At 59.5% G+C, this 25,266-nt stretch carries 20 protein-coding genes and 4 tRNA genes; 15 read left to right on the top strand and 9 right to left on the bottom strand.

The window, feature by feature from the left end; genetic code table 11:
* The first annotated feature begins 87 nt into the window (after nt 1-87).
* The gene (locus tag HX818_RS27210; protein WP_102369542.1) at nt 88-498 is read left to right on the top strand and encodes a hypothetical protein; all 411 of its coding nucleotides are present in this window, start codon (nt 88-90) and stop codon (nt 496-498) included.
* Between the two features lie 4 nt (nt 499-502).
* Here HX818_RS27210 and HX818_RS27205 read toward each other — a convergent pair whose 3' ends face one another.
* Complete coding sequence (locus HX818_RS27205) at nt 503-664, bottom strand: hypothetical protein (RefSeq protein ID WP_003207847.1); 162 nt, start codon at nt 662-664, stop codon at nt 503-505.
* 263 nt (nt 665-927) lie between these two features.
* On the opposite strand from HX818_RS27205, the gene HX818_RS27200 reads away from it, so the two are divergent.
* A complete protein-coding gene (locus HX818_RS27200; protein ID WP_050550299.1) occupies nt 928-1,557 on the top strand; it encodes a peptidase C39 family protein in 630 nt (209 codons plus the stop codon).
* Nucleotides 1,558-1,603: 46 nt separating this feature from the next.
* Here HX818_RS27200 and pbpG read toward each other — a convergent pair whose 3' ends face one another.
* Both pbpG and folD read right to left on the bottom strand, forming a co-directional pair.
* Entirely contained in the window at nt 1,604-2,536 is a 933-nt protein-coding gene (gene pbpG, locus HX818_RS27195; protein ID WP_003207851.1) for a D-alanyl-D-alanine endopeptidase, read from the bottom strand.
* A gap of 210 nt (nt 2,537-2,746) precedes the next feature.
* Nucleotides 2,747-3,601, bottom strand: coding sequence for a bifunctional methylenetetrahydrofolate dehydrogenase/methenyltetrahydrofolate cyclohydrolase FolD (gene folD / locus HX818_RS27190; protein WP_003207853.1), 855 nt, complete (start codon nt 3,599-3,601; stop codon nt 2,747-2,749).
* A gap of 230 nt (nt 3,602-3,831) precedes the next feature.
* Here folD and HX818_RS27185 point away from each other — a divergent pair.
* From HX818_RS27185 to HX818_RS27140, 10 genes are all read left to right on the top strand, one after another.
* Nucleotides 3,832-3,908 (top strand) — tRNA-Arg (locus HX818_RS27185).
* A gap of 32 nt (nt 3,909-3,940) precedes the next feature.
* Nucleotides 3,941-4,016, top strand: a tRNA-His gene (locus HX818_RS27180).
* A gap of 56 nt (nt 4,017-4,072) precedes the next feature.
* Nucleotides 4,073-4,157 (top strand) — tRNA-Leu (locus HX818_RS27175).
* Nucleotides 4,158-4,239: 82 nt separating this feature from the next.
* Nucleotides 4,240-4,315 (top strand) — tRNA-His (locus tag HX818_RS27170).
* A gap of 401 nt (nt 4,316-4,716) precedes the next feature.
* Complete coding sequence (gene tig / locus HX818_RS27165) at nt 4,717-6,027, top strand: trigger factor (RefSeq protein ID WP_003207855.1); 1,311 nt, start codon at nt 4,717-4,719, stop codon at nt 6,025-6,027.
* A gap of 92 nt (nt 6,028-6,119) precedes the next feature.
* Entirely contained in the window at nt 6,120-6,755 is a 636-nt protein-coding gene (gene clpP, locus HX818_RS27160; RefSeq protein WP_003174822.1) for an ATP-dependent Clp endopeptidase proteolytic subunit ClpP, read from the top strand.
* A gap of 112 nt (nt 6,756-6,867) precedes the next feature.
* Complete coding sequence (gene clpX, locus HX818_RS27155; RefSeq protein ID WP_003207856.1) at nt 6,868-8,151, top strand: ATP-dependent Clp protease ATP-binding subunit ClpX; 1,284 nt, start codon at nt 6,868-6,870, stop codon at nt 8,149-8,151.
* A gap of 151 nt (nt 8,152-8,302) precedes the next feature.
* Nucleotides 8,303-10,699 (top strand): endopeptidase La, encoded by a 2,397-nt coding sequence (gene lon / locus HX818_RS27150; RefSeq protein WP_003207858.1) that lies wholly within the window; start codon nt 8,303-8,305, stop codon nt 10,697-10,699.
* Nucleotides 10,700-10,845: 146 nt separating this feature from the next.
* Nucleotides 10,846-11,118: an HU family DNA-binding protein gene (locus tag HX818_RS27145; RefSeq protein WP_003174819.1), complete on the top strand. Its 273-nt coding sequence runs from the start codon at nt 10,846-10,848 to the stop codon at nt 11,116-11,118.
* Between the two features lie 230 nt (nt 11,119-11,348).
* Complete coding sequence (locus HX818_RS27140; RefSeq protein ID WP_003207860.1) at nt 11,349-13,223, top strand: SurA N-terminal domain-containing protein; 1,875 nt, start codon at nt 11,349-11,351, stop codon at nt 13,221-13,223.
* A gap of 89 nt (nt 13,224-13,312) precedes the next feature.
* On the opposite strand, the gene nhaA is transcribed toward HX818_RS27140, so the two are convergent.
* Together nhaA and HX818_RS27130 are read right to left on the bottom strand one after the other, a co-directional pair.
* The gene (gene nhaA, locus HX818_RS27135) at nt 13,313-14,647 is read right to left on the bottom strand and encodes a Na+/H+ antiporter NhaA (protein WP_177021056.1); all 1,335 of its coding nucleotides are present in this window, start codon (nt 14,645-14,647) and stop codon (nt 13,313-13,315) included.
* A 115-nt stretch (nt 14,648-14,762) separates the two neighbouring features.
* Nucleotides 14,763-15,941, bottom strand: coding sequence for an MFS transporter (locus HX818_RS27130; RefSeq protein WP_177021055.1), 1,179 nt, complete (start codon nt 15,939-15,941; stop codon nt 14,763-14,765).
* 127 nt (nt 15,942-16,068) lie between these two features.
* Between HX818_RS27130 and HX818_RS27125 the strand changes: the two genes are divergently transcribed.
* Both HX818_RS27125 and HX818_RS27120 read left to right on the top strand, forming a co-directional pair.
* Entirely contained in the window at nt 16,069-16,968 is a 900-nt protein-coding gene (locus HX818_RS27125) for a LysR family transcriptional regulator (protein ID WP_177021054.1), read from the top strand.
* Nucleotides 16,969-17,057: 89 nt separating this feature from the next.
* Nucleotides 17,058-17,897, top strand: a complete 840-nt coding sequence (locus HX818_RS27120; RefSeq protein WP_177021053.1) for a DUF2242 domain-containing protein — start codon at nt 17,058-17,060, stop codon at nt 17,895-17,897.
* Here the strand turns inward: HX818_RS27120 and aceE are convergent, their stop codons facing one another.
* Nucleotides 17,898-20,567 (bottom strand): pyruvate dehydrogenase (acetyl-transferring), homodimeric type, encoded by a 2,670-nt coding sequence (gene aceE / locus HX818_RS27115; protein ID WP_177021052.1) that lies wholly within the window; start codon nt 20,565-20,567, stop codon nt 17,898-17,900.
* A 145-nt stretch (nt 20,568-20,712) separates the two neighbouring features.
* On the opposite strand from aceE, the gene HX818_RS27110 reads away from it, so the two are divergent.
* Nucleotides 20,713-21,183 carry a MarR family winged helix-turn-helix transcriptional regulator gene (locus HX818_RS27110; protein WP_003207868.1) on the top strand — a complete coding sequence of 157 codons (471 nt, stop codon included), beginning with the start codon at nt 20,713-20,715 and terminating at the stop codon, nt 21,181-21,183.
* Nucleotides 21,184-21,327: 144 nt separating this feature from the next.
* Here the strand turns inward: HX818_RS27110 and HX818_RS27105 are convergent, their stop codons facing one another.
* The 3 genes from HX818_RS27105 to HX818_RS27095 form a co-directional block, all read right to left on the bottom strand.
* On the bottom strand, nt 21,328-22,347 hold the full coding sequence (locus HX818_RS27105; RefSeq protein ID WP_177021051.1) for a pyruvate dehydrogenase: 1,020 nt from the start codon (nt 22,345-22,347) through the stop codon (nt 21,328-21,330).
* A gap of 300 nt (nt 22,348-22,647) precedes the next feature.
* Nucleotides 22,648-23,682, bottom strand: coding sequence for an AraC family transcriptional regulator (locus tag HX818_RS27100; RefSeq protein WP_177021050.1), 1,035 nt, complete (start codon nt 23,680-23,682; stop codon nt 22,648-22,650).
* A gap of 4 nt (nt 23,683-23,686) precedes the next feature.
* On the bottom strand, nt 23,687-24,817 hold the full coding sequence (locus HX818_RS27095; protein ID WP_177021049.1) for a carbon-nitrogen hydrolase family protein: 1,131 nt from the start codon (nt 24,815-24,817) through the stop codon (nt 23,687-23,689).
* Between the last annotated feature and the right edge of the window lie 449 nt (nt 24,818-25,266).

Genomic DNA, 25,266 nt, shown 5'->3' with positions numbered 1-25,266 from the left:
TTCAACAATGGTGACAGTAACAAGCTGGATACCGATCGAACGGGAGCTGTTTCGCCTGTTCACTCTTTATCCATTTGGAGTTCTGCCATGTCTCTTAAACCCTTGTTGTTGATCCCGGCCTTGAGTGCGGTCCTGTTGTTGTCGGCGTGTGCCGGCCCGATGCCGAAGGCGGACCCGAGCGAAGCCTGGATCGGCTTGCAAGAGGAGGCACCCAACGACCTGATGGCCGAGCGGGTAGACGGTAAAAACATTAATGATGGCCGCTACTTCGAAGTGAAACCCGGCGCGCATCGCCTGGACGTCACCTTGTTTGAAGAAGAGGCGGGGGATGATAACCAGCAGGATTGTCGCGGGCATGTGACCTACGGCAACTTCAAGGCCGGCGAGCATTACACCCTGGTGGAATCCAGCCTGGGTACGTCGGTGCGTGCCGAGTTGAAGGATAGCCACGGCAAGGAATTGGCGCAGACCGAAGACTTCAGTTGCATGCCTGGCTAAGGCGTCAGGCGTGGTGCCCGGCGGGTTTGTGCAGCTTGCCGGGTGCTGCGGGTTTTACGTGTGGGTGATGGTGCCGGCGGGTCACGCGCATCACGCCCCACAGCATGGCGGCGGCGACGGCCAGCCAGCCACAGATCAAAAGCAGAATCGTTGTTGTCAGGCTCATAAGTGCCTCCTTTCGCCCGGTGCCGGGCACACACTGTCTTCTCAATGGACAGTCTAGCTATCCGCAGGTTGCCTGCTATTGACCAATGGTCGTGTGCGTCCAACTTGTTTGCTCTATCGCCGGCCTTTTACTGCGCTGCAAGGCTATACCCGCGCCCCGGAGCGTCCTATGATCAGGGCCCACGTCGACCGTTGATCAAGTGAGTGAAGAAGTTGCGGTTTCCCTCGAACATTAAAACCTCCTGGTGGGTCGCCGCCTGTTTCATGGGGCTGGCGGCCTGTTCCTCGCATCCAAAACCCACGAGCATCCCGGGCCTGCCGGAGAGTGTCGAGCTCAAGGGCGTGCCGGCGTTTCGCGGTGAGACTTACCTCGGTGGCCCAGCCGCTCTGGCCAGCATGCTGTCTCAACAAGGCATTGTGATTACACCGGGGCTATTGGATAAGCCACTGCATTTGCCGGGCGCTGAAGCGGACCTTGAGCGCAACATGCAGGTGCTGGCCCGTGAATACGGGATGTTGGTGTACCCGCTGGAAGATCAGCTGCCGGCGCTGCTGGCACAGGTCGCGGCCGGGTACCCGGTGATGGCGCGTATCACCCAGGGCTCGACCTTCTGGGCCGGTCCGCGGTATGTCGTGGTGGTGGGTTATAACAAGCAGAAGAGCATGGTGCTGCTGCGTTCAGGCTTGGCGCGACGCATGCCGATGGATTTCAGTGCGTTTGAGTCGGCGTGGAAAGACGGCGGCAAGTGGGCGGTACTTATTCAGCGGCCCACCCAGTTGCCGGTCAAGGTCGACGCCCAGCGCTGGCAGCAGGCTGCCAGCGCCACAGCCCAGGCGGGCCAGGAACAGGCGGCGGCCCAAGCAGTCAAGGCACTGGCCAGTCAGGCCAAATAAAAAAACGGCGCTCAAGGGCGCCGTTTTTTATGTCGCTATTTACGGATCAGCGGGACTCGGTGACCTGAACATTCGCCCGTGGGCGGTTCTTCAGGTTCTTGTCAGCCTTGTAGCGCAATGCGACGTCTGGCACCGAGCCGCTCTTGCCGGTTTCGACCCAGCTGCGGATGCGCCCGGCATCGGCAAAGTGGGTGAATTTGCCGAAGGCATCGAGGATCACCAGCGACACCGGGCGATTACCCATGCTGGTCACCAGCACCAGGCAATGGCCGGCCTGGTTGGTAAAGCCGGTCTTGGTCAGCTTGATGTCCCAGTTGGCGCGGTTGATCAGGTGGTCAGTGTTGGAGAAACCCAGGGTGTAGTTGGGTTTGCGGAACGAGACGGTCTTTTCCTTGGTGGTGCTCAACTGGCTGAGCATCGGGTACTTGCGTGCGGCGGCCAGCAGCTTGCTCAGGTCGCGGGCGGTGGACACGTTATGGATCGACAGGCCGGTAGGTTCCACATAATGGGTACTGGTCATGCCCAGTGCCTTGGCCTTGGCGTTCATCGCTGCGATGAAGGCCGGGTAGCCGCCCGGGTAGTGGTGGGCCAGGCTGGCGGCGGCGCGGTTTTCCGAGGACATCAGGGCAATCAGCAACATCTCCTTGCGCGGCATCTCGCTGCCGATCTTGACCCGGGAGAACACGCCTTTCATCTCTGGCGTGTCCTTGATGTTGATGTCGATGTATTCATCCATGTTCTGCTTGGCTTCCAGCACGATCAGGCCGGTCATCAGTTTGCTCACCGAGGCGATCGGCACGATGACATCCGGGTTGCTGGCATAGATGACTTTGTTGGTCTGCAGGTCTACCACCATCGCACTGCCGGAGGCGATGTGCAGGGTGGACATGTCGCGGGGAGCGGTGGTGGTTTCGCTTGCGCTCGCGAAGGTGCCTGTCAATGCAAAAAATAGGCTGACAATGGAAAGATGAATTTTCACGCGGATGAACTCGCTAAAAAAAGTAGGGATATACCGTTCTGCAACGGAGGTTCTGACAAATAACGTTACATTCTAGAAGTATGGATCAGAAACTGTCGAATGTTCTTCTAGAAACAGATGAAACCCCTTAAAAACAAAGAAAAAACTACTTTTTTTCGGCCAATAAAAAAGCCCTGCGATAAGGCAGGGCTCTTTCAGAACGGCTGGTTATTAGACGTGCAGGGTTTCGGCGGCGTACAGGGTGTTTTCCAGCAGGCAGGCACGGGTCATCGGGCCGACACCACCGGGTACCGGGGTGATCCAGCCGGCACGGGGCAGGGCGGTTTCATACACCACATCGCCCACGAGCTTGCCATCGTCCTGGCGGTTGATGCCCACGTCGATGACGATAGCGCCTTCCTTGATCCACTCACCCTTGACCAGGCCCGGCTTGCCGGCGGCGACGACCACCAGGTCGGCGCGGCCAACGTGGCCGGCCAGGTCCTTGGTGAAGCGGTGGGTGACGGTCACGGTGCAGCCGGCCAGCAGCAGTTCCATGGCCATCGGGCGACCGACGATGTTCGAGGCGCCGACGACGACGGCATCCAGGCCATACAGATCGACGCCGGTGCTTTCCAGCAGGGTCATGATGCCCTTCGGGGTGCACGGGCGCAGCAGCGGGATACGCTGGGCCAGGCGGCCGACGTTATAAGGGTGGAAACCGTCGACGTCCTTGTCCGGACGGATGCGTTCGAGCAATTTCGACGCGTCCAGATGCTCGGGCAATGGCAGTTGCAGCAGGATGCCGTCGATGGCCGGATCGTCGTTGAGGCTGTCGATCAGGTCGGTGAGGGCCTGTTGGGTGGTGTCTTCAGCCAAGTCGTAGGCTTTGGAAATAAAGCCGACCTCTTCACAGTCTTTACGCTTGTGCGAGACATAAACCTGAGAGGCAGGATCGCTGCCGACCAGGATCACCGCGAGGCCCGGCGTGCGCAGGCCTTGTTGGCTGCGCTCGGCGACTCGTTTGGCGATCTGCTGGCGCAGGCTGGCGGCGATTGATTTGCCGTCGATAAGTTGTGCAGTCATTACGCGTGATTAACCATCGAGAGGGGGAAGAAAAGTGCGCGCATTCTCGCATGCCATGGCGTGAGGGCAAAGGCGCTTGGTCTGCAAATTCCCCTAACCCCTTAAATAAAATGAATTTTTTATAAAAAGGATTTGACGGGTTTCGGGTCCATCTATACTATTCGTCGCACTTGTCGGGCACAGCCTAGCACTGGTTAGTTTGTAATCCTCCAAGAGTACAGATTAATAAGGCGCCCGTAGCTCAGCTGGATAGAGCATCCGCCTTCTAAGCGGATGGTCGCAGGTTCGAGTCCTGCCGGGTGCGCCATTAGGCAGCTTTGGCACAAGTAGCGCAATATGGTGGGCGTAGCTCAGTTGGTAGAGCACGGGATTGTGACTCCCGTTGTCGAGGGTTCGATCCCCTTCGTCCACCCCATATTTAAAAAGGCGCCAGATTAATAGTCTGGCGCCTTTGCTTTAAAAGCTTCAAGCGCGGATGTGGTGGAATTGGTAGACACACTGGATTTAGGTTCCAGCGCCGCAAGGTGTAAGAGTTCGAGTCTCTTCATCCGCACCAAATAAAGTTTCGTGAAGGCCTGCGGGTCGGCGCGAAGCTCAACAAATAGCCTTTTTGACGGGCTTTTTGGTCACGCAATATGGTGGGCGTAGCTCAGTTGGTAGAGCACGGGATTGTGACTCCCGTTGTCGAGGGTTCGATCCCCTTCGTCCACCCCATATTTCGAAAGGCGCCAGATTAATAGTCTGGCGCCTTTTTTGTTTCAGCGGTTTGAGTTTCAACGCAGTCGCAGGTGTTGGGCTGCAGGGCAGGGCGTTTCGTCGTATTTATGTTTCGCGATGATGCCGCACTGCTTGCCGGCCTTGTCCGCAGGGTCGGTTGTCAGGGAGATGATTGGCAACCGCTTCTATATATAGAAGGGTTGGCGCAGAGCCCTGGCATGATGGGATGTATTTGCCACCGGGGCGAGCTGCACTCGTGCATTCGCACCTATAAATTGCCTGCTGTTTTTTTACCCGTTTTCAGTAGGGTGACTTCTTGAGTTTGACCCACTAGAATGCATGCCCTTGATTCTGGGGTCGGAAACGGCCAGCTAACGTCTGTGCAACGAGGAATATCCATGCAAGTTTCTGTTGAAAATACTTCTGCTCTTGAGCGCCGCATGAGCATCACCGTGCCGGCCGAGCGCATCGAGACCCAGGTCAACAAGCGTCTGCAGCAGACTGCCCAAAAGGCCAAGATCGCTGGTTTCCGTCCAGGCAAAGTGCCAATGAGCGAAATCAAGCGCCGCTTCGGTGCTGATGCACGTCAGGAAGCTGTAGGTGACGTGATCCAGGCTTCCTTCTACGAAGCCGTTGTCGAGCAAAAGCTGAACCCGGCTGGCTCGCCTTCCATCGAGCCCAAGTCCCTGGAAGCAGGCAAGGATCTGGAATACGTTGCAATCTTCGAAGTGTTCCCTGAGTTCGAAGTTGCCGGTTTCGATTCGATCGCCATCGAGCGCCTGAGCGCTGATGTTGCTGACTCCGACCTGGACAACATGCTGGAAATCCTGCGCAAGCAGAACACCCGTTTTGAAGTGGCCGATCGTGCTGCCCAGAACGAAGACCAGCTGAACATCGATTTCGTAGGCAAGGTTGACGGCGAAGCATTCGCTGGCGGCTCCGCCAAGGGTACTCAGCTGGTGCTGGGTTCCAACCGCATGATTCCTGGTTTCGAAGACGGCCTGGTTGGCGCCAAAGCCGGCGAAGAGCGCGTTCTGAACCTGACTTTCCCGGCTGACTATCAGAACCTGGACCTGGCTGGCAAAACCGCCGAGTTCACCGTGACCGTCAACACCGTTTCCGAGCCCAAGCTGCCAGAACTGAACGAAGAGTTCTTCAACCAGTTCGGCATCAAGGAAACCGGCATCGAAGGTTTCCGCACCGAAGTTCGCAAGAACATGGAGCGTGAACTGCGCCAGGCCATCAAATCCAAGGTCAAGAACCAGGTGATGGACGGTCTGCTGGCTGCCAACCCGATCGAAGTGCCGAAGGCCCTGCTGTCCAACGAAGTTGATCGTCTGCGCGTGCAGGCTGTTCAGCAGTTCGGCGGCAACATCAAGCCTGACCAACTGCCGGCCGAACTGTTCGAAGAACAGGCCAAGCGCCGCGTTGTACTGGGTCTGATCGTGGCTGAAGTGGTCAAGCAATTCGACCTCAAGCCTGACGAAACCCGCGTTCGCGAAATGATCCAGGAAATGGCTTCGGCCTACCAGGAGCCTGAGGCTGTTGTGTCCTGGTACTACAAGAACGACCAGCAGCTGAACGAAGTGCGTTCGGTTGTGCTGGAAGAGCAAGTTGTGGATACTGTTCTGCAGAAGGCTAAGGTGACCGATAAAGCGGTCTCTTACGAAGAAGCAGTCAAGCCGGCTGAAGCAGCACAAGCCGACTGATCGCTCAACTCGTTTGAAAATACACCCATAAGCCAGCCTCGCGCTGGCTTATGCGTATTCAAGACATGACTATTTGGGAGTAACTGCAGAGCATGTTCCGTAATTCGTATATTCAGCAGAACTCTGATATCCAGGCCGCTGGCGGCCTGGTCCCGATGGTTGTCGAGCAATCTGCTCGTGGCGAACGCGCCTATGACATCTACTCGCGCCTGCTCAAGGAGCGAGTGATCTTTCTGGTTGGTCCGGTAGAGGACTACATGGCCAACCTGATTTGTGCGCAGCTGCTGTTCCTTGAAGCGGAAAATCCGGACAAGGACATCCATCTCTACATCAACTCCCCGGGCGGTTCGGTGACAGCGGGCATGTCGATCTACGACACCATGCAGTTCATCAAGCCGAACGTATCGACCACCTGTATCGGTCAGGCGTGCAGCATGGGTGCTTTCCTGCTGACCGCTGGTGCTGAGGGCAAGCGTTACTGCCTGCCGAACTCACGCGTGATGATTCACCAGCCACTGGGCGGTTTCCAGGGCCAGGCATCGGACATCGAAATCCATGCCAAGGAAATCCTCTTCATTCGTGAGCGTCTCAACACGCTGATGGCCAAACATAGCGGGCATACCCTGGAAGAGATCGAGCGCGATACCAACCGTGACAATTTCATGAGCGCCGAAGCGGCTCGTGAATACGGGTTGATCGACGCAGTGATCGAAAAGCGCCCCGCTTAATATAAGCAGCTCAAAATAGGGCTGGTCGGCAGGTCCGACCACCAGTGGACTTGAAAAAGCCCTCAATAGCCTTCATCTTGTGTTGCAAGCCTATCGGATTTGGATCGAACGAATGACTGACACCCGCAACGGCGAGGACAACGGCAAGCTGCTCTATTGCTCCTTCTGTGGCAAAAGCCAGCATGAAGTACGCAAGTTGATTGCCGGCCCCTCGGTCTTTATCTGCGACGAGTGCGTCGACCTGTGCAATGACATCATCCGTGAGGAGGTGCAGGAAGCCCAGGCCGAAAGCAGCGCGCATAAATTGCCTTCGCCTAAAGAAATCAGCGGCATCCTTGATCAGTATGTGATTGGTCAAGAGCGTGCAAAGAAGGTTCTGGCCGTAGCGGTGTACAACCACTACAAGCGTCTGAACCAGCGTGACAAGAAAAGTGACGACGTCGAGCTCGGCAAAAGCAACATCTTGCTGATCGGCCCTACAGGCTCGGGTAAAACCCTGCTTGCAGAGACCCTGGCTCGCCTGCTGAACGTTCCCTTCACCATCGCCGACGCAACCACTCTTACCGAGGCCGGTTACGTAGGTGAAGACGTCGAGAACATCATTCAGAAGCTGCTGCAGAAATGCGACTACGACGTGGAGAAGGCCCAGATGGGCATTGTCTACATCGATGAAATCGACAAGATTTCGCGCAAATCCGACAACCCGTCGATCACCCGGGACGTTTCCGGTGAAGGCGTGCAGCAAGCGCTGTTGAAACTGATCGAAGGCACGGTTGCTTCCGTACCGCCACAAGGCGGCCGCAAGCACCCGCAGCAGGAATTCCTTCAGGTTGATACGCGCAACATCCTGTTCATCTGTGGCGGTGCGTTCTCCGGCCTGGAAAAGGTTATTCAAAACCGTTCCACCCGTGGCGGCATTGGCTTCAGTGCAGAAGTACGCAGCAAGGAAGAAGGCAAGAAAGTCGGTGAATCCCTGCGTGAAGTCGAGCCTGACGATTTGGTCAAGTTCGGTCTGATCCCGGAATTCGTTGGCCGTCTGCCGGTCCTGGCGACGCTGGACGAGCTGGATGAGGCTGCGTTGATGCAGATCCTCACCGAGCCGAAAAACGCCCTGACCAAGCAATACGCCAAGCTGTTCGAGATGGAAGGTGTGGACCTCGAGTTCCGTGCTGACGCGCTCAAATCGGTGGCCAAGCGGGCACTGGAGCGCAAGACCGGCGCCCGTGGTTTGCGCTCGATCCTCGAAGGCGTACTGCTCGACACCATGTACGAAATCCCCTCGCAGTCCGAGGTGAGTAAAGTGGTGATCGACGAAAGCGTTATAGAAGGCAAGTCCAAGCCACTGTATATCTACGAAAACAGTGAGCCGGCTGCCAAGGCTGCGCCAGACGCGTAAGCGTTGCACCGCCGAGCTGTACAAAATAAAGGGGCCTTAAGGGGCCCCTTTGTTTTTACTGCGTTTAACTGATGCCATTACGCTTGTTTTTTTTGCAGGCAGCCCCCATCTTGGTTTCAAGCTTACTTTCATCTGTCATAGAGGCGAAATCATGAAGACAACCATCGAATTGCCTCTCCTGCCGTTGCGTGATGTCGTCGTCTATCCGCACATGGTTATCCCGCTGTTCGTGGGGCGCGAGAAGTCTATCGAAGCCCTCGAGGCCGCGATGACGGGCGACAAGCAGATCCTGCTGCTGGCCCAGAGAAATCCTGCTGACGATGATCCGGGCGAAGATGCCCTGTATCGCGTTGGTACCGTTGCAACTGTCCTGCAACTGCTCAAGCTGCCTGATGGCACCGTCAAGGTGCTGGTGGAAGGCGAGCAGCGCGGTGCGGTCGAGCGCTTCATGGAAGTGGACGGCCACCTGCGTGCCGAAGTGGCGCTGATCGACGAAGTCGACGCCCCTGAGCGCGAATCCGAAGTGTTCGTTCGCAGCCTGCTGTCCCAGTTCGAGCAATACGTGCAACTGGGCAAGAAAGTCCCCGCAGAAGTCCTTTCTTCCCTCAACAGCATTGATGAGCCAAGCCGCCTGGTCGACACCATGGCCGCGCACATGGCGCTGAAAATCGAGCAGAAGCAGGACATTCTCGAGATCATCGATTTGTCGGCCCGGGTCGAACACGTCCTGGCGCTGCTGGATGCCGAAATCGACCTGCTGCAGGTTGAGAAGCGCATTCGCGGCCGTGTCAAAAAGCAAATGGAGCGCAGCCAGCGCGAGTACTACCTGAATGAGCAGATGAAGGCCATTCAGAAAGAGCTGGGCGACAGCGAGGAAGGCCACAACGAAATCGAGGAGCTGAAAAAGCGCATCGATGCCGCCGGCCTGCCGAAAGACGCGTTGACCAAGGCCACTGCCGAGCTGAACAAGCTCAAGCAAATGTCGCCGATGTCGGCCGAAGCCACCGTGGTTCGTTCGTATATCGACTGGCTGGTGCAGGTGCCGTGGAAGGCCCAGACCAAGGTGCGCCTGGACCTGGCCCGCGCCGAAGATATTCTCGACGCCGATCACTACGGCCTCGAAGAAGTCAAGGAACGCATTCTCGAATACCTCGCCGTGCAAAAGCGCGTGAAGAAGATTCGTGGCCCGGTGTTGTGCCTGGTCGGTCCTCCTGGTGTGGGTAAAACCTCGCTGGCGGAGTCGATTGCCCACGCCACCAACCGCAAATTCGTGCGCATGGCCCTGGGCGGTGTGCGTGATGAAGCGGAAATCCGTGGTCATCGCCGGACTTACATCGGTTCGATGCCAGGAAGATTGATTCAAAAGATGACAAAGGTGGGTGTGCGCAACCCGCTGTTCCTGCTCGATGAAATCGACAAGATGGGCAGCGACATGCGTGGCGACCCGGCGTCTGCTTTGCTGGAAGTGCTCGACCCCGAGCAGAACCACAATTTCAACGACCATTACCTGGAAGTCGACTACGACCTGTCCGACGTAATGTTCCTGTGCACCTCCAACTCGATGAATATTCCGCCAGCCTTGCTGGACCGGATGGAGGTGATTCGTCTGCCGGGTTACACCGAAGACGAGAAGATCAACATCGCCGTCAAATACCTCTCGCCCAAGCAGATTGCGGCCAACGGCCTGAAAAAAGGCGAGATCGAATTTGATGCCGACGCGATCCGCGACATCATTCGTTTCTACACCCGCGAGGCCGGTGTACGGGGCCTTGAGCGTCAACTGGCGAAGATCTGCCGCAAGGCCGTGAAGGAACATGCGCTGGAAAAACGCTTCTCGGTGAAGGTCACCGCTGACCTGCTGGAACACTTCCTGGGCGTGCGCAAATTCCGCTACGGCCTGGCTGAGCAGCAGGACCAGGTAGGCCAGGTCACTGGCCTGGCGTGGACCCAGGTGGGCGGCGAATTGCTGACCATCGAGGCCGCCGTGATCCCGGGCAAAGGGCAACTGATCAAGACCGGTTCCCTGGGTGACGTGATGGTTGAATCCATCACCGCCGCGCAGACCGTGGTGCGCAGCCGCGCCAAGAGCCTGGGGATCCCCCTGGACTTCCACGAGAAGCACGACACCCACATCCACATGCCGGAAGGGGCAACGCCGAAAGACGGTCCTAGCGCAGGCGTAGGCATGTGCACGGCACTGGTATCAGCCCTGACCGGCATTCCGGTGCGCGCCGATGTCGCCATGACCGGGGAAATTACCCTGCGTGGTCAGGTACTGGCCATTGGTGGCCTCAAAGAGAAATTGCTGGCTGCACACCGCGGTGGTATCAAGACTGTGATCATTCCTGAAGAGAATGTTCGCGACTTGAAGGAGATTCCTGACAACATCAAGCAGGATCTGCAGATTAAACCGGTTAAATGGATTGACGAGGTCCTGCAAATTGCGCTGCAATACGCGCCGGAGCCCTTGCCGGATGTGGCTCCGGAGATAGTTGCAAAGGATGAAAAACGCGAGACTGACTCTAAGGAAAGAATTAGCACGCATTAATACGTTTAAGCCTGGGGGCTTCCTTGACAGCTTTTTAGAGCCCTTGTTATAAAGCGGCTCTTAAGTGTCTGTAGGCCATTCAGCACTGGTTTTTGCTTTCACCAAAAAACTTAGAATCATACTCAATAGATATAAGGGGACTTAGAGTGAACAAGTCGGAACTGATTGATGCTATCGCTGCATCTGCTGATATCCCGAAAGCCGCTGCTGGCCGTGCGCTGGACGCAGTAATCGAATCCGTCACTGGCGCTCTCAAGGCCGGCGACTCTGTGGTACTGGTTGGTTTCGGTACTTTCTCTGTGACCGATCGTCCAGCTCGCACTGGCCGTAACCCACAGACTGGCAAGGCTCTGCAAATCGCCGCTGCCAAAAAACCAGGTTTCAAAGCCGGTAAAGCCCTGAAAGAAGCCGTTAACTAAGCTTCGCTCAAGCCTTACCCATCCGGGTCGGACGCAGGTCTGACCTGGCAGCGGAGCGGCAGCTGACCCGAGTATCCATCGGGTCGCCACGCCGGGGGTGTGGGTTCAAACCCCCGTCCGCTCCGCCAGTTACGAGAAGGCGCATCCTCGGATGCGCCTTTCTTCTATCCGGACTCTACCCACGCTCCACGGTTGCCTAATTTTGAAGTTCAACCGTTTCTGGGGGACGCATGCTGCAGAATATCAGGGACAATTCACAAGGCTGGATTGCCAAGACCATTATCGGGATCATCGTCGCATTGATGGCGTTCACCGGTATCGAGGCTATTTTTCAGGCTTCGACCAACAACAAGCAGGACGTGGCCAAGGTCAACGGTGAAGAAATCACCCAAAGCGAACTGGGCCAGGCCGTCGACATGCAACGTCGCCAGCTGATGCAACAGCTGGGCAAGGACTTCGATGCTTCCTTGCTGGACGAAAAGCTGCTGCGCGACGCCGCCCTCAAGGGCCTGATCGATCGCAAGCTGCTCCTGCAAGGCGCGGCCGATTCGAAATTCGCTTTCTCCGAAGCTGCGCTGGATCAAGTGATCCTGCAGACGCCGGAATTCCAGGTGGATGGCCAGTTCAACGCTGAGCGTTTCGACCAGGTGATCCGTCAGCTGGGCTACAGCCGTATGCAATTCCGTCAGATGCTGAGCCAGGAAATGCTGATCGGCCAGGTTCGTGCAGGCATTGCCGGCAGCGGTTTTGTGACTGATGCCGAAGTGCTCGCGTTCGCCCGTCTGGAAAAACAGACCCGCGATTTCGCCACCGTCAGCGTCAAGGCCGACCCTGCAGCAGTGAAGATCACTGACGACGAGGTCAAGGCTTACTACGACCAGCACGCCAAGGAGTTCATGACCCCGGACCAGGTGGTCATCGACTATCTGGAGCTGAAGAAGGCTTCCTTCTTCGACCAGGTCGCGGTCAAGGACGATGAGCTGCAAGCCCTCTATCAGAAAGAAACCGCCAACCTCGCTGAACAGCGTCGCGCGGCGCACATCCTGATTGAAGTCAACGACAAGACCACTGACGAGCAGGCCAAGGCCAAGATCGAAGAAATCCAGGCGCGCCTGGCCAAGGGCGAGAAGTTCGAAGCCCTGGCCAAGGAGTTCTCCCAGGATCCGGGTTCTGCGAACAACGGCGGTGACCTCGGTTTCGCTGGCCCTGGTGTCTACGACCCTGCCTTCGAAACAGCGCTGTATGCACTGAACAAGGACCAGGTCTCGGCACCGGTGCGCTCCAGCTTCGGCTGGCACCTGATCAAGCTGTTGGGCGTTGAAGCACCAGAAGTGCCATCGTTCGCCAGCCTGAAAGACAAGCTGACCCGCGAGCTCAAGACCCAACAGGTTGAACAGCGTTTCGTCGATGCGACCAAGCAACTGGAAGACGCTGCATTCGAAGCTTCCGACCTGGCCCAGCCGGCGTCGGACCTGAAGCTGACCGTGCACACTTCCGCGCCGTTTGGCCGTGAAGGTGGCGAAGGCATCGCTGCCAACCGTGCCGTAGTGACCGCTGCATTCAGCCCTGAAGTACTGGATGAAGGTGCCAACAGCACCGCCATCGAGCTGGATCCGGAAACCATCGTGGTGCTGCGTGCCAAAGAGCACCTGAAGCCTACCCAGCTGCCGCTGGAAAGCGTTGCCACTGCCATCCGTGCCCAGTTGACCAAGGAGCGCGCGAGCGCTGCGGCGAAGACTCACGCGGACGAGCTGATTGCCAACCTGCGTGATGGCAAGACACCGCTGAACCAGCCGGTGGATGGCCAGGCCTGGAAAGTCACCGAAGCGGCCACCCGTGGCCAGGAAGGCGTCGAGCCAGCCGTGCTGCAAGCCCTGTTCCGTATGCCAAAGCCTGCGGCCAAGGACAAGCCGACCTTCACCAGCGTGACCCTGCCAGACGGTAGCCTGGTGATCGTGCGCTTGAACGCGGTCAATGAAGCCGCTGCACCGACCGATGACGAGAAGGCTCAGTACCGCCGCTTCCTCGCGTCCCGTGTCGGCCAGCAAGACTTCGCCGCCTATCGCAAGCAGTTGGAAACCAAGGCTGAGATCAAGAAGTTCTGATCTCGTAACAGCCTGAATAAAAAGACCCCGGCCTGAAGAGGCCGGGGTCTTTTTTTATCCACTAATCAGCTGACTCAACCAGTCTTGATTCAACGCGCAAACTTGAGCTTGCCCCAACTCAGGCCAATCACAGCCGCCAGGGTCGAAGCGCTCAGCACACTCAGCTTGGCAGCCGACAGCAGCGTCGGATCGGAGAAGGCCAGCGACGAGATGAAAATCGACATGGTGAAACCAATTCCCGCCAGCAGGCCCACCAGGGCGACGCCGTTCCAGGTCACGCCCTCCGGCAATTGGCAGATGTTCAGTTTGACCAGCACCACGCTCGCCAGCATCACACCGAGCGGCTTGCCGAGCACCAGGGCCAGGATGACCCCCATGAACACGCCGTGGGGCAGTGGATCGTCCAGGTTGAACCCTTGCAGGCTCACTCCGGCGTTGGCCAGGGCAAACAGTGGCATGACGCCAAAGGCCACCCAGGGGTGCAAGCTCGCTTGAATACGTTGCACCGGCGGCAGCATTTCCCGCTGGGCCTGTCTCAATTGCTTCAACGGTTTGGCGACTTGATGGGCACTTTCAGCCGATTGTGAAAGCCGCTCCATCAGCTCGTTGAACGTGCGCCCGATGGTGTCCAGAGGGCGTTCCCGAGTCGGTCTGGAAGTCACGGGCGTTATCAGGCCAAGCATTACGCCCGCGAGCGTCGGATGCACGCCGGTCTTGAGCAGCCCAAACCAGACAATCGCCCCCGGCAACAGGTACACCACCGCCTTGCCAATTCCCATCCGCTGAAAAATCAGCACCAGCGCCAGCCCGCAGGCCGCGATCACCAGGCCCATGTAGTCCAGGCTGGCGGTATAGAAAATCGCGATGATCAGGATGGCGACGATGTCATCAATGATCGCCAGCGCCAGCAGCAGGATGCGCACGCCGGCGGGGATGGATTTACCCAACAGCGCCAGCACACCCACGGCAAATGCAATGTCGGTGGCAGTGGGCACTGCCCAGCCACTGGCCGCTACCGTGCCATGGTTGAGCAGGGTGTAAATCAGTGCCGGCATCAGCACGCCACCCAGCGCAGCGCCGAGGGGCAGGGTGGCCAGTTTCAGGTTGGCGAGTGCGCCGTCCCTGATCTCCTGGCGAATCTCGGCGCCCACCACCAGGAAGAAGATGGTCATCAGCCCATCGTTCACCAGGAAGTGCAACGAGCGCGAGACCGTGAAGTCTCCCAGCCCGATAGTGAGTGGGGTGTTCCAGAAGTGTTCGTAGGAATCTGCGACGGGGCTGTTGGCCCAGACCAGCGCGACGATCGCTGCCAGCAGCAACACGATACCGCTGACTGCTTCGATCCTTGAAAACCGCTCCAATGCGGACAGGGCGCCTTCGACCAGAACCTGGGGGCGCGGAATAGCAGGGTGTTTATCAGGCACGACAAGTCTCCATTGGCGGCCCGACCAATGCTTATACTTTAACCTGCGCTGTGCCGTATGCAGCAGCGCACCCGGTGCGATCATAAGAGTTAAGAAACATCACGTCACGTTTCGTTTAAACATCGGTTAAACGCAGCGTCGCGATCAGCGCCAGTACGACCAACGCGGCGACCGCCCATGGAAACGATGTCACTCCCCACCCTTGCAACAACATGCCGCCGAGTAGTCCGCCACCGGCGATGCCCAGGTTCCACACCGTCACCAGCATCGACTGCGCGGCATCGGCTGAATCCCTGGCCGACTTGGCGAGCGCCGTTTGCAGCAATGCCGGCAAACCGCCAAACGCCAGCCCCCATAACGCCACCGTGGTGTAGATCACCGTCGCCGAGGTGATCCAGAACGCCAGCGCCAGGGCCGACAGCGCGAACATTGCGCAGCTGATTACCAATAAGGCGCGCAGCCGCTGATCAATCAGCGCGCCGACGATCCAGATACCCAGCAGCGCCGCCAGGCCAAACACCAGCAGCACCTGGTCGATGTCCGCTGCAATCCCGGCAGGTACCAGGAACGGCGCGATATAGGTGTAGAGAATGTTATGAGCCAGCACGTAGGTGAAAGTCACCAACAGCACCGGACGAATCCCTGGCAGTGCCAGCACCTGGCGCAGCCCCAGGCGTTTTTCCGCCTGTTGCCCGGCAAAGTCCGGGACCTGCCAGCGCACCCAGGCCAGCAGCACAACCGTCAGGCCGGACATGATCGCGAAGCTCAGGCGCCAGCCAACCGTGGTGCCCAGGAATGTCCCGGCCGGTACACCCAGTGACAGCGCCAATGGCGCGCCGAGCATGGCCACGGCAATGGCCCTGCCTTGCAGGTGCGGCGCAACCATGCGGCTGGCATAACCGGCCAGCAGCGCCCAGAGCAATCCCGCGAACACCCCGGCGAAGAACCTGGCCACCAGGGTCAGCAGGTAATCGCTGGAAAACGCCGTCACACTGTTGACCAAGGCAAACCCGCCGATGGCAATCATCAGCAATGGCCGCCGGCGCCAGCCCCGGGTGGCGATGGTCAGGGGAATCGCGGCCAACAGCGAGCCCAGGGCGTACAGGGTCACCAACTGGCCCACCAACGCTTCGGACACCCCGAGGCCGGCGCCCATTTGCGGGAGCAAGCCCGCCGGCATGGCTTCGGTGAGGATGGTGATGAAGCCGGCGGTAGCCAATGCCAACAGGCCGCCCAGAGGCAGTCGTTCACGGCTCACCGTGGGGGTCGTGGAAGATAGGGCGCTGTCGCTCATGTTTTTTGGCTCCGGTTTTCAGACGAAAGGGCAGGGAGCCAGAGTAGGGTGCTGCACGGTGGAGAAAAACAGGCTAAGGTTCCGAACTTATCGGACGCCAATGTCCGCAATCCTCGGGAGCGAGACGATGGACAGCCTGGGCAGTATTTCAGTGTTTGTGCAGGTGGCCGAAACCCGCAGCTTTACCGAGGCCGGGCGCATGCTGGGGGTGTCGTCCTCGGCGATTGGCAAAAGCATCGCGCGCATCGAAGAGCGCCTGGGGGTGCGGCTGTTCCATCGCAGCACCCGCAGTATCACGTTGACCAGCGAGGGCGCGCTGTTTCTCGAACGCTCCCGGCGCATCCTGGCGGAAGTCGAAGCCGCAGAACAGGAACTGAGCCAGGCATCCGCCACCCCCAGAGGCAAGTTGCGCGTCAGCCTGCCGCAAGTGCGCGGCTTGTTGATGCCGGTACTGACGGATTTCATGCGCGCCTATCCCGAGATCGAGTTGGACGTGGACTTCTCCGACCGCATGGTGGATGTGATCGAGGAGGGTTTCGACGCGGTGATCCGCACCGGCAAACCCGAGGACTCACGCTTGATGGCGCGCCACCTCGGGTGTTACCGCCTGGTGCTGGTGGCGTCCCCGGAGTACCTGCGCCTGCACGGTACGCCGCGCCAGCCCCGGGATTTGAGCGACCACGCCTGCCTGCGCCACAAATTCTGCGCCACCGGCAAGCTGGAAACCTGGCCACTGCGCCCGGAGTCGGGCCTGCCGGAGCCGACCCTGCGTGCGCCGCTGGTCTCCACCACCATCGAATCACTGATGCACGTGGCCCATGAAGGCCTGGGGATTGCCTGCCTGCCAGACTTCATGGTCCGCGAATCGGTGGAGCAGGGCCGGCTGCAACGGGTGCTGGACTATTACCTGGAGCACAGCGGCAGCTTCTGGATGCTCTGGCCATCAAGTCGCCATGCCTCGGCGAAATTGCGCGTGTTTATCGACCATATGGGCGAGCGGCTTTTTCCTGCGGACACCGTCCCGTAAGGCTGTGACGTTTTACCGACAGGAATTCGCGCGCCGAGGCCACGTTCTGTTGCACAATACCGCCCTGACTGTTTTCCTCAGGATTTTCGATGTCGACATCATTTCACTTGCGTAGCCTCGGGTTGGCGCTGGTGCTGGCGGGCGCTGCGGGCTGCTCGTCACCCAAGACCGCTATTTATGAACATGAGAACTTCGACGACTCCGGCACGTTTTCCCGTGATTACCCGGTCAGTGACACGGCGGCCTGCGAAGCGGCGCGGCGTGCGCTGTTGAGCCAGGGTTACATCATCACCAGCAGCGATCCAAAGCTGGTGGCGGGTAACAAGAGCTTCCAGCAGACCGGCGAAACTCACCTGCAGATCAGCTTCAACGTGGTGTGTGCCGACGATGGCAGCGGCAATCATCACTCGACGATGTTCGCCAACGCCTTGCAGGATCGCTACGCCTTGAAGAAGGTCAACAACTCCGCCAGCCTCGGTGTGGGTGTGTTGGGTTCGGTGTCGATGCCGATTGGCTCCACCGACGACTCCATGGTCAAGGTGGCCAGCGAGACGGTGTCTGCGCCGAAATTTTATGAGCGTTATTTCGCCCTGGTGGACGTTTTCCTGCCCCAGGAAGTGAAAAAGGCAGCGCATATTCCAGAGAAGCCCAAGGCTGACCTGGGCATCCCGGAACCTAAGGCAGCTCCGGCGGCCGATAAGGCCGATAAGGTTGAAGCGACGAAAGAAGTGCCAAAAGAAGCGCCGGCCACACCGGCAGCCCCAGTGACGCCGGCGGTAGTGCCAGCGGCATCGGAGCCGGTGGTACCACCGGCGGAACCTGCGCCGATTGCACCAAAGGAAGCCCCGGCACCTGCGCCAGAGGCCACCAGTCCTGCGCTGCCGGCGCCGACCGAAGCGATTCCGCCTCTGCCGACGCCTGCGCAGTAACTACACCGCTACGGGGTTGGCCTTGTCGACGTTGATCCCGTAGCGGCTGATCGCCTCCGCCACCCTGGCGCGGCTGATCAGGCCGTCATCCGCCAGCGCCTTCAAGGCCGCCAGGGCAATGAAATACCGGTCCACCTCGAAGAACTGGCGCAAGGTTTCGCGGGTATCCGATTGCCCGAAGCCATCGGTGCCCAGCGCCACAAAGCGCCGGCCCGGTACAAACGGGCGAATCTGATCGGCAAAGATTTTCATGTAGTCGGTGGCGACCACCACGGGTCCGGGCTGGCCCTCAAGGCACTGCTCGACATAGCTGGTACGCGGTTCGCTTTCAGGATGCAGCAGGTTCCAGCGCTCCACGGCATGGCCTTCCCGGCGCAGCTCGGTCAGGCTGGTGACACTCCACACATCGCTGGCCACGGCAAAATCATCGCGCAGCAGGTCCGCGGCGGCGATGACTTCCCGCATGATCGAACCGCTGCCCATCAGCTGTACCCGTGGTTGCGTGGTGTCTTCAGCCGCCTTCAACCGATACATACCCTTGAGAATCCCGTCCTCGACGCCTTCGGGCATCGCCGGGTGCGGGTAGTTTTCGTTGAGCAGGGTGATGTAGTAGTAGATGTCCTCTTGCTCGACGTACATCCGGCGCATGCCTTCGCGAATGATCACCGCCAGCTCGAAGGCAAACGTCGGATCGTAGGAAATGCAGCACGGGATCACCGACGACAGCACATGGCTGTGGCCATCGTCATGCTGCAGGCCTTCGCCCATCAGCGTGGTGCGCCCGGCCGTCGCCCCCAGCAGAAAGCCCCGCGCCCGTGCATCACCTGCGGCCCAGGCCAGGTCGCCGACCCGCTGGAAGCCGAACATCGAATAGAAAATGTAGAACGGTACGGTCATCAAGCCGTGGTTGGCGTAGGACGTACTTGCTGCGATCCACGAGGAAATGGCGCCGGATTCATTCAGGCCTTCCTGCATGATCTGTCCGTCCTTGCTCTCCTTGTAGTAGGACAGCTGGCCGGCATCTTGTGGGGTGTAGAGCTGGCCGACGGCGGAGTGAATGCCGATCTGGCGGAACAGGCTTTCCATGCCAAAGGTGCGGGACTCGTCCGGCACGATGGGCACGATCAGTTTGCCCAGGTTCGGGTCCTTGAGCAGGGTGCCGAGGATGCGCACAAAGGCCATGGTGGTGGAGATCGCGCGTTCGCCGGTGTCCTTGAGCTGGGTGGCGAAGGCATCCAGTTCCGGGATCTTCAGCGACTCGACCGCGCTATGGCGAGCCGGCACGTAGCCGCCCAGTGACTGGCGGCGGGCGGCGAAATAGCGGGCCTCTTCGCTGTCGGCGGCCGGTTTGAGATACGGGATTTCAGCCAGTTGGTCGTCGGCCACTTCCAGCCCGAAGCGATCGCGGAAGGCTTTGACGGCTTCAGCGCCCATCTTTTTCAGCTGGTGGTTGATGTTCTGGCCTTCGCCGGCCTCGCCCATGCCGAAGCCCTTGACGGTTTTCGCCAGGATCACCGTCGGCTGGCCGCTGTGACGCACGGCGGCGGCATAGGCGTTGTAGACCTTGTCCGGGTCATGGCCGCCCCGTGAGAGTTTCCAGATGTCGTCGTCGGACATGTCTGCCACCAGCGCCAGCAACTCCGGGTATTTGCCGAAGAAGTGTTCCCGCACGTAGGCGCCGTTTTGTGATTTGTAGTTCTGATAGTCGCCGTCCACGCACTCCATCATGCGCTGGCGCAGCAAGCCGCTTTTATCCTTTTCCAGCAGCGCATCCCAACCGCCGCCCCAGATTACCTTGATCACGTTCCAGCCGGCGGCGCGGTACAGGCTTTCGAATTCCTGGATCACCTTGGCATTGCCGCGCACCGGCCCATCCAGGCGTTGCAGGTTGCAGTTGACCACGAAGATCAGGTTGTCGAGCTTCTCGCGCCCGGCCAGGGAAATGGCTGCCAGGGATTCCGGCTGATCCATCTCGCCATCACCGAGGAACGCCCACACCTTGCGGCCCTGGTGCTGCTTGAGGTCGCGGAACTCCAGGTAGCGCATGAAGCGCGCCTGATACGCGGCGGTAATCGGTCCGAGGCCCATGGAAACCGTAGGAAACTGCCAGAAGTCTGGCATGAGGCGAGGGTGCGGATAGGATGACAAACCGTCGCCACCGGCTTCCCGGCGGAAGTTGTCCAGCTGCGCTTCGCTGATCCGGCCTTCGAGGTACGCCCGCCCGTAAATGCCCGGCGCGGAGTGGCCCTGGATGTACACCAGGTCGCCATCGAAGCTTTCAGTTCGGCCACGGAAGAAATGGTCGAAGCCTACGTCATACAGCACCGCAGCCGACGCATAGGTTGCGATATGCCCGCCCACGCCGGAATGTTTGCCCGCGCGCAGCACCATGGCCATGGCGTTCCAGCGAATAAACGCATTCAGCCGGCGCTCGGTGGCCAGGTTGCCGGGGTAGGGCAACTGGCGGTCTACCGGGATGGTGTTGACGTACGGGGTGGTCACCCGCCCGTAGAAGTCGCCATGCCGCGCCACGTCGAAATCCAGCAACTGATCAATCAGGTAATGCGCGCGCGGGCGGCCTTCGGTGGACAGCACCGATTCGATGGACTCCAGCCATTCGCGGGTTTCCTGTGGATCGTCGTCGAGGCGTACTGCAGTGTTCGGGGTCATGTCAGGCTCCAGGGTGGACGGGTTTCAGCGTGTGGGCTCCTTGTGGGAGCTTTGCGAATGTAGTTGCAATTGCAACTACATGGCTGAATCTAGCGCGGGATGAGCTACTATTGCAACCTTCTTGAAATTCCCCGGATGGTGTTGCATGTCGTCGAAAGAGCCTGATGTCTGGTTCCGTTTTGTTCGGGCCCACAGGACGGTCATCCGTGAAATCGAACGGCGCCTGGCCGATGCCGGTCTGCCGCCGTATGCCTGGTACGACGCTTTGTGGGGCCTGGAAAGTGGCCCCGATGGCACCCGGCGCATGCACGAATTGGCCGATGTGCTGGCCATCGAACGCTACAACCTGACGCGCCTGGTCGACCGCCTGGAAAAGGACGGCCTGGTGGTGCGTTCGCGCTCCGACGGTGACGGGCGTGCTGCCTTTGTCTCAATTACCGACGCGGGCCGGGTATTGCGTAAAAAGATGTGGAAAATCTACGAAAGCAGCGTGGATGAATTGTTTTTGTCGCAGCTCGACAGCGAGCAACGCCGGGTTTTTGCCGAGGCATTGGAACGTACCGCGGGGCTGGCGATGGAGGCGGGCGTGCAGACCCGCGGGCGACGTAAGACCTGAAGCAAAGACTCCAGGCGACGCGGATTCCGTGTGGGAGCGGGCTTGCTCGCGAAAGCGGTGTGTCAGCAACAGTAATATCAACAGGCACACCGTCTTCGCGAGCAAGCCCGCTCCCACATTTGATCTGCGATGGATTGCAGATCGTCATTTCAGGTGATATCGATTCAGGGCGGTCTCCACCTGTTCTGCTTCGATCCAGCCGTCATCCGCCAACGCCTTCAATGCCAGCACCGCTACCCAATATCGACTGGGTGCTGACGTTTCCACGGAGCCCGCACCCAACGCTACAAAACGCGCATCCACATGCCCTGCCAACTGGTCAACGATAGGCTGCGGATTCCCGGTGACTGCGACCACCGGCGCGCCATCCCCAGCCAGGCAATCCCTTAGATGACAACTGCGCTTCGGTGCCAACGGGTGCAGGCGATTCCAGCGTTGCGCTGCATCCGCTTCGCGGGCCAGCCGTGTATAGCTGGGGCAACTCCACAGTTGCGCCTCGACGTTCCAATCCGTCTCGAGCAACTGCGCGGCGTGCACGACTTCTTCAAACGCTCGACCCGCACCCAGCAACCGCACCCTCAATTCACTCGTGTATGAGCGCCGGACCCGGTACATGCCCCTGAGCGCATGCTCACTATCCTGCGGGCTCAGCCCTGGCCCTTCGTGTTGATCGTGCAGTGCCAGGTAGTAGAACCCCGGCTCGCCGTCGACATACAGCGCCTGCAAACCCGCCAGCACAATCGCCCGGGCTTCCTCGCCGGAGGCCGGGTCATAAGGTGTGCAGTGAGGATTGCTGGCCAGCCATAAGGGCAGTGAAGGGGAGGGCTGGGTTGCATTGTCGTTGCACAGGATGCCCCGCTGACGGGTCTCGCCGGACAGCGCGCGCAACTGCGCCGATGATGCGGCCGTGTGCAGGTACAGCATGGGTTTTTCCCCGGTATTGCGCGCGAACCAGGTGGGCCAGCTCACCACTCGGCGTGAGCGCGACTGGCCGCGAATCACCCACGCCTGCCGGCTGGACTCCAGGGTGTTGGCCATGGTCATCACGCTATACAGGGGCGAGCAGCGGGGCTGCTGCGTTGCATTCAGGGCGTCGATGCAGATCAGGGCAGAGCGTTCGGTGCTGGCAGTCATGAGCAGGGTCGCTTGGCAACGGGTGCCCATACCCTAAAGGAATTCGGCTTACGATTGCAATTGCAATGATTGCAGTTGCATCTAAAATTCATCCGGCTAAATCAAGGCAATCCTGCTACGTTTAATCCTGAAGTGCAGGAACGTCATGCCACGGACATTTTTTCGTCATGACGGCACTTTAGGCTGGTTGTGCAGGTCACTAAGCAACCCCTTTTCATAAAACAAGGAGTCAACCATGGACGATTACCAGGAAGAATTGCTCGAGTACCACGCCTTTGAACTGGATCCGCTGGATCCGGCCGATGATGCCACCGAGCTGTAAGACAGACGTCAGGCGGAATGCCGCTGACTGCGGCGAAATTCCCCTGGGGTCTGGCTGTTCCAGCGCTTGAACGCCCGTTGAAAGGCTTCCGCTGAAGCAAAACCGAGCAAATAGGCAATTTCACCGAACGCCAGTTCGGTATCGCGAATGTAGGTCATGGCCAGGTCGCGGCGAGTGTCGTTGAGAATCGCCCGGAACTGAGTCCCTTCTTCCGCCAGCTTGCGCCGCAGGGTCCAGGTCGGCAGTTTCAAGCGTGACGCCACTTCTTCCAGGTCGGGTTCCCGGCCACCATTGAGCATCGGCCCGAGCAAGCGGGTAATGCGCTCGCGCAGGCTGCGGGTGCGCGTCAACTGCTCCAGTTCCCGTTCACACAATTGCACCAGTAATTGCCAGGTACTCGGGCAGTGTTCCGGGTTGCGCAGGGCCAGGGTTTGCTGGCTCAGGCGCAGTTGGTTGTGCTCGGCGCCAAACTGGATCGGGCAGTCCCCCAGCACGCTGTAGCGCTCGCTGTAGTCCGGTGCTTCGAATTCGATTTCGATGCGTTGCGCCTGCACCGGTTGCAGGCTCAGGCTCGACAACTGATGCAGCCACCCGGCGATGATCGAATCCACCACAAAGCGGTTGTAGGCGTTGTAGGGGCTGATGGAATAGAAGCGCAACCAGGCGCCATCCGTGTCCTCGTGAAAGCTCGACTGGCCGCGATAGTTGGAGCCGTACAAGGCTTCGAAGCGCGTCAGGGTACGGGCGGCTTCGCGCACGGTGGGCGCCTGGGCGGCGGTGACCCCGGCGAGCCCGGCCTGGCTCAGGCGGCTGAGCTGGCCCATGCGCAGGCCCAGGCTGGCGTCGCCGGTCAACTGGATGGCCGCAAAGCCCAGGCGCATATAGCGCGGGATCGACAAGCGTGCACCCGCCTCGGCCAGGCGTGCCGGGTCAAGGCCGTATTGCAGCAGCAACGGTTGCGGGTCGAGGCCATGGCTGTGGATCGCATCGGCCAAGGTGTGGACGAAGCCCACCGACAAATCCCCAAGCCGCACCGGTTTCATCGTGTTACAGCCACACGTTCAGCAGGCGCGCGCCACGGGCATTGCCGTCGGCGAACACCTGGCCGTTGCTGCTGAGGAAGCTTTGCCCGGCGCTGCCCATGTCAAAGAACTGCCCGCGCAGGAACACGCTCATGCCGGCGGTGGCCTGGCTGATGGGTTGTTGGCTGATCAGGGTCAGGCGGTGCCAGGCTTCGCCTTCGCTGAGTTCTTCGGGCTTGAGGCTGATTTCCGGCGGCGTCGACACGCTTTTGAAGCCGCGCCACGGCTTGTCCCAGGTCTCGCGGCCAATCACGAAGGCCGGCACCGCCACCAACTGGGCGCCTTGCTCGTTGAGCTTGCGGTAGTTGTCCGGGTACCAGCTGTCGCTGCCGATCAGGATGCCCAGGCGCCCGGCCGGGGTGTCGACCACGCTGACGCTGTTTTCATCGCCCGGCTCAATAAAGCCGCGCTCGTCAAAAATCGGATACAGCTGGCGTTGCGGCTGGCCCAGCGGCAAGCCATCGCGGTCGAAGACCACACTGGTGTTGTACAGCGCGCCATGGCCGATCTGCAGCTGGCCCTGGCTGACGCTCGGGTTGGGCAGGGCAATGGAGCCGGCCACCAGGGTTACGCCGAATTCCTTGGCCAGGCCACCGAACAGCACTTGATAGTCGCGGGCCATGGCCGGGGCCTTCATACGCAGGTAGGCGTCGTCGATGCGGTCGTCACCCTTGGCGCTGATCAAGGCCCGCAGGAACAGCAGTGGGTTGCTCGCCGACAACCAGTTCATCGCTTCCTTGAGGTTGGTGGCCTGGTACAGCTCGTTCTTTTCGCCGCTGACCATCAGCCAGGTGCCGATATGTTCCGGCAGTACCACGATGGTCTTGTCGTTGATCAGGCCCTGGTCACGGGCGTTTTGCAGGTAGGCCGCCAGCTTGAGGTGCAGGCGTTCCAGGCTCTGGTAGTCGGCGGGGAACAGTTCCGGCTGGATGCCCAGCAGGTTGCCGCGGTCGGCGGGCACGCCCTGGTCGACGGCCAGGTTGATCCGCAGGTCGGACAGGTAATGGCCCACGGGGCGCTCCTGGGTCCAGACCAGATAGGCGGAAACGGCGGCGACCAGGGCCATGATGAGGGTGAAGCCAAGAAGTTTACGCATGGGGCAAATGACAACGGACCGTGTGCTGGGTTTGCATTTTCTCTCAAATTTCTGGGCTGGGTACGAAAAACCGTGGTTTGGCACGAAAATCTCAAAAGCCTTGAGTGCGTGTTTTCGCCGCGGGCCTGATCTTTCCAGGGTCGACAGTAACGGGTTGTGACCACAGGTGCACGCGCGCGGGTCAATGCCGTGGGATGTTACTCGTGCGCGCACCAGCTTCTGGCAGATTGTTACTTTGTGCCTCAATACCGTGCGCAAGTTCCTCGCCAAGGTTGATTCGCGCAATGGGTTCGCGGAGGGCTGGCCTCGCAACTCAAGTGTTTCAGCGCCTTACAGGCCTCTCTGTTTAACGACACGTCGAGTTGGCAACAACCTTGCATATGCTTGTATGTACAAGTAAAGATGTGTGCGTAAGAGTCCATGAGCATCCTCTTCGCACCCATCAATGT

The organism is Pseudomonas sp. F9001, from assembly GCF_013385435.1.
GTDB lineage: Bacteria > Pseudomonadota > Gammaproteobacteria > Pseudomonadales > Pseudomonadaceae > Aquipseudomonas.
This window is presented reverse-complemented; position numbering and strand designations above follow the sequence as displayed.

What these genes read in the sequence shown, in the direction of transcription:
- lon (WP_003207858.1), top strand. Translation starts at nt 8,303, where the DNA reads ATGAAGACAACCATCGAATTGCCTCTCCTGCCGTTGCGTGATGTCGTC.
- HX818_RS27125 (WP_177021054.1), top strand. Translation starts at nt 16,069, where the DNA reads ATGGACAGCCTGGGCAGTATTTCAGTGTTTGTGCAGGTGGCCGAAACC.
- tig (WP_003207855.1), top strand. Translation starts at nt 4,717, where the DNA reads ATGCAAGTTTCTGTTGAAAATACTTCTGCTCTTGAGCGCCGCATGAGC.
- aceE (WP_177021052.1), bottom strand. Translation starts at nt 20,567, where the DNA reads ATGACCCCGAACACTGCAGTACGCCTCGACGACGATCCACAGGAAACC.
- HX818_RS27210 (WP_102369542.1), top strand. Translation starts at nt 88, where the DNA reads ATGTCTCTTAAACCCTTGTTGTTGATCCCGGCCTTGAGTGCGGTCCTG.
- HX818_RS27110 (WP_003207868.1), top strand. Translation starts at nt 20,713, where the DNA reads ATGTCGTCGAAAGAGCCTGATGTCTGGTTCCGTTTTGTTCGGGCCCAC.
- HX818_RS27140 (WP_003207860.1), top strand. Translation starts at nt 11,349, where the DNA reads ATGCTGCAGAATATCAGGGACAATTCACAAGGCTGGATTGCCAAGACC.
- clpP (WP_003174822.1), top strand. Translation starts at nt 6,120, where the DNA reads ATGTTCCGTAATTCGTATATTCAGCAGAACTCTGATATCCAGGCCGCT.
- HX818_RS27105 (WP_177021051.1), bottom strand. Translation starts at nt 22,347, where the DNA reads ATGGGCACCCGTTGCCAAGCGACCCTGCTCATGACTGCCAGCACCGAA.
- HX818_RS27120 (WP_177021053.1), top strand. Translation starts at nt 17,058, where the DNA reads ATGTCGACATCATTTCACTTGCGTAGCCTCGGGTTGGCGCTGGTGCTG.
- HX818_RS27095 (WP_177021049.1), bottom strand. Translation starts at nt 24,817, where the DNA reads ATGCGTAAACTTCTTGGCTTCACCCTCATCATGGCCCTGGTCGCCGCC.
- folD (WP_003207853.1), bottom strand. Translation starts at nt 3,601, where the DNA reads ATGACTGCACAACTTATCGACGGCAAATCAATCGCCGCCAGCCTGCGC.
- HX818_RS27100 (WP_177021050.1), bottom strand. Translation starts at nt 23,682, where the DNA reads ATGAAACCGGTGCGGCTTGGGGATTTGTCGGTGGGCTTCGTCCACACC.
- clpX (WP_003207856.1), top strand. Translation starts at nt 6,868, where the DNA reads ATGACTGACACCCGCAACGGCGAGGACAACGGCAAGCTGCTCTATTGC.
- HX818_RS27200 (WP_050550299.1), top strand. Translation starts at nt 928, where the DNA reads ATGGGGCTGGCGGCCTGTTCCTCGCATCCAAAACCCACGAGCATCCCG.
- HX818_RS27130 (WP_177021055.1), bottom strand. Translation starts at nt 15,941, where the DNA reads ATGAGCGACAGCGCCCTATCTTCCACGACCCCCACGGTGAGCCGTGAA.
- HX818_RS27205 (WP_003207847.1), bottom strand. Translation starts at nt 664, where the DNA reads ATGAGCCTGACAACAACGATTCTGCTTTTGATCTGTGGCTGGCTGGCC.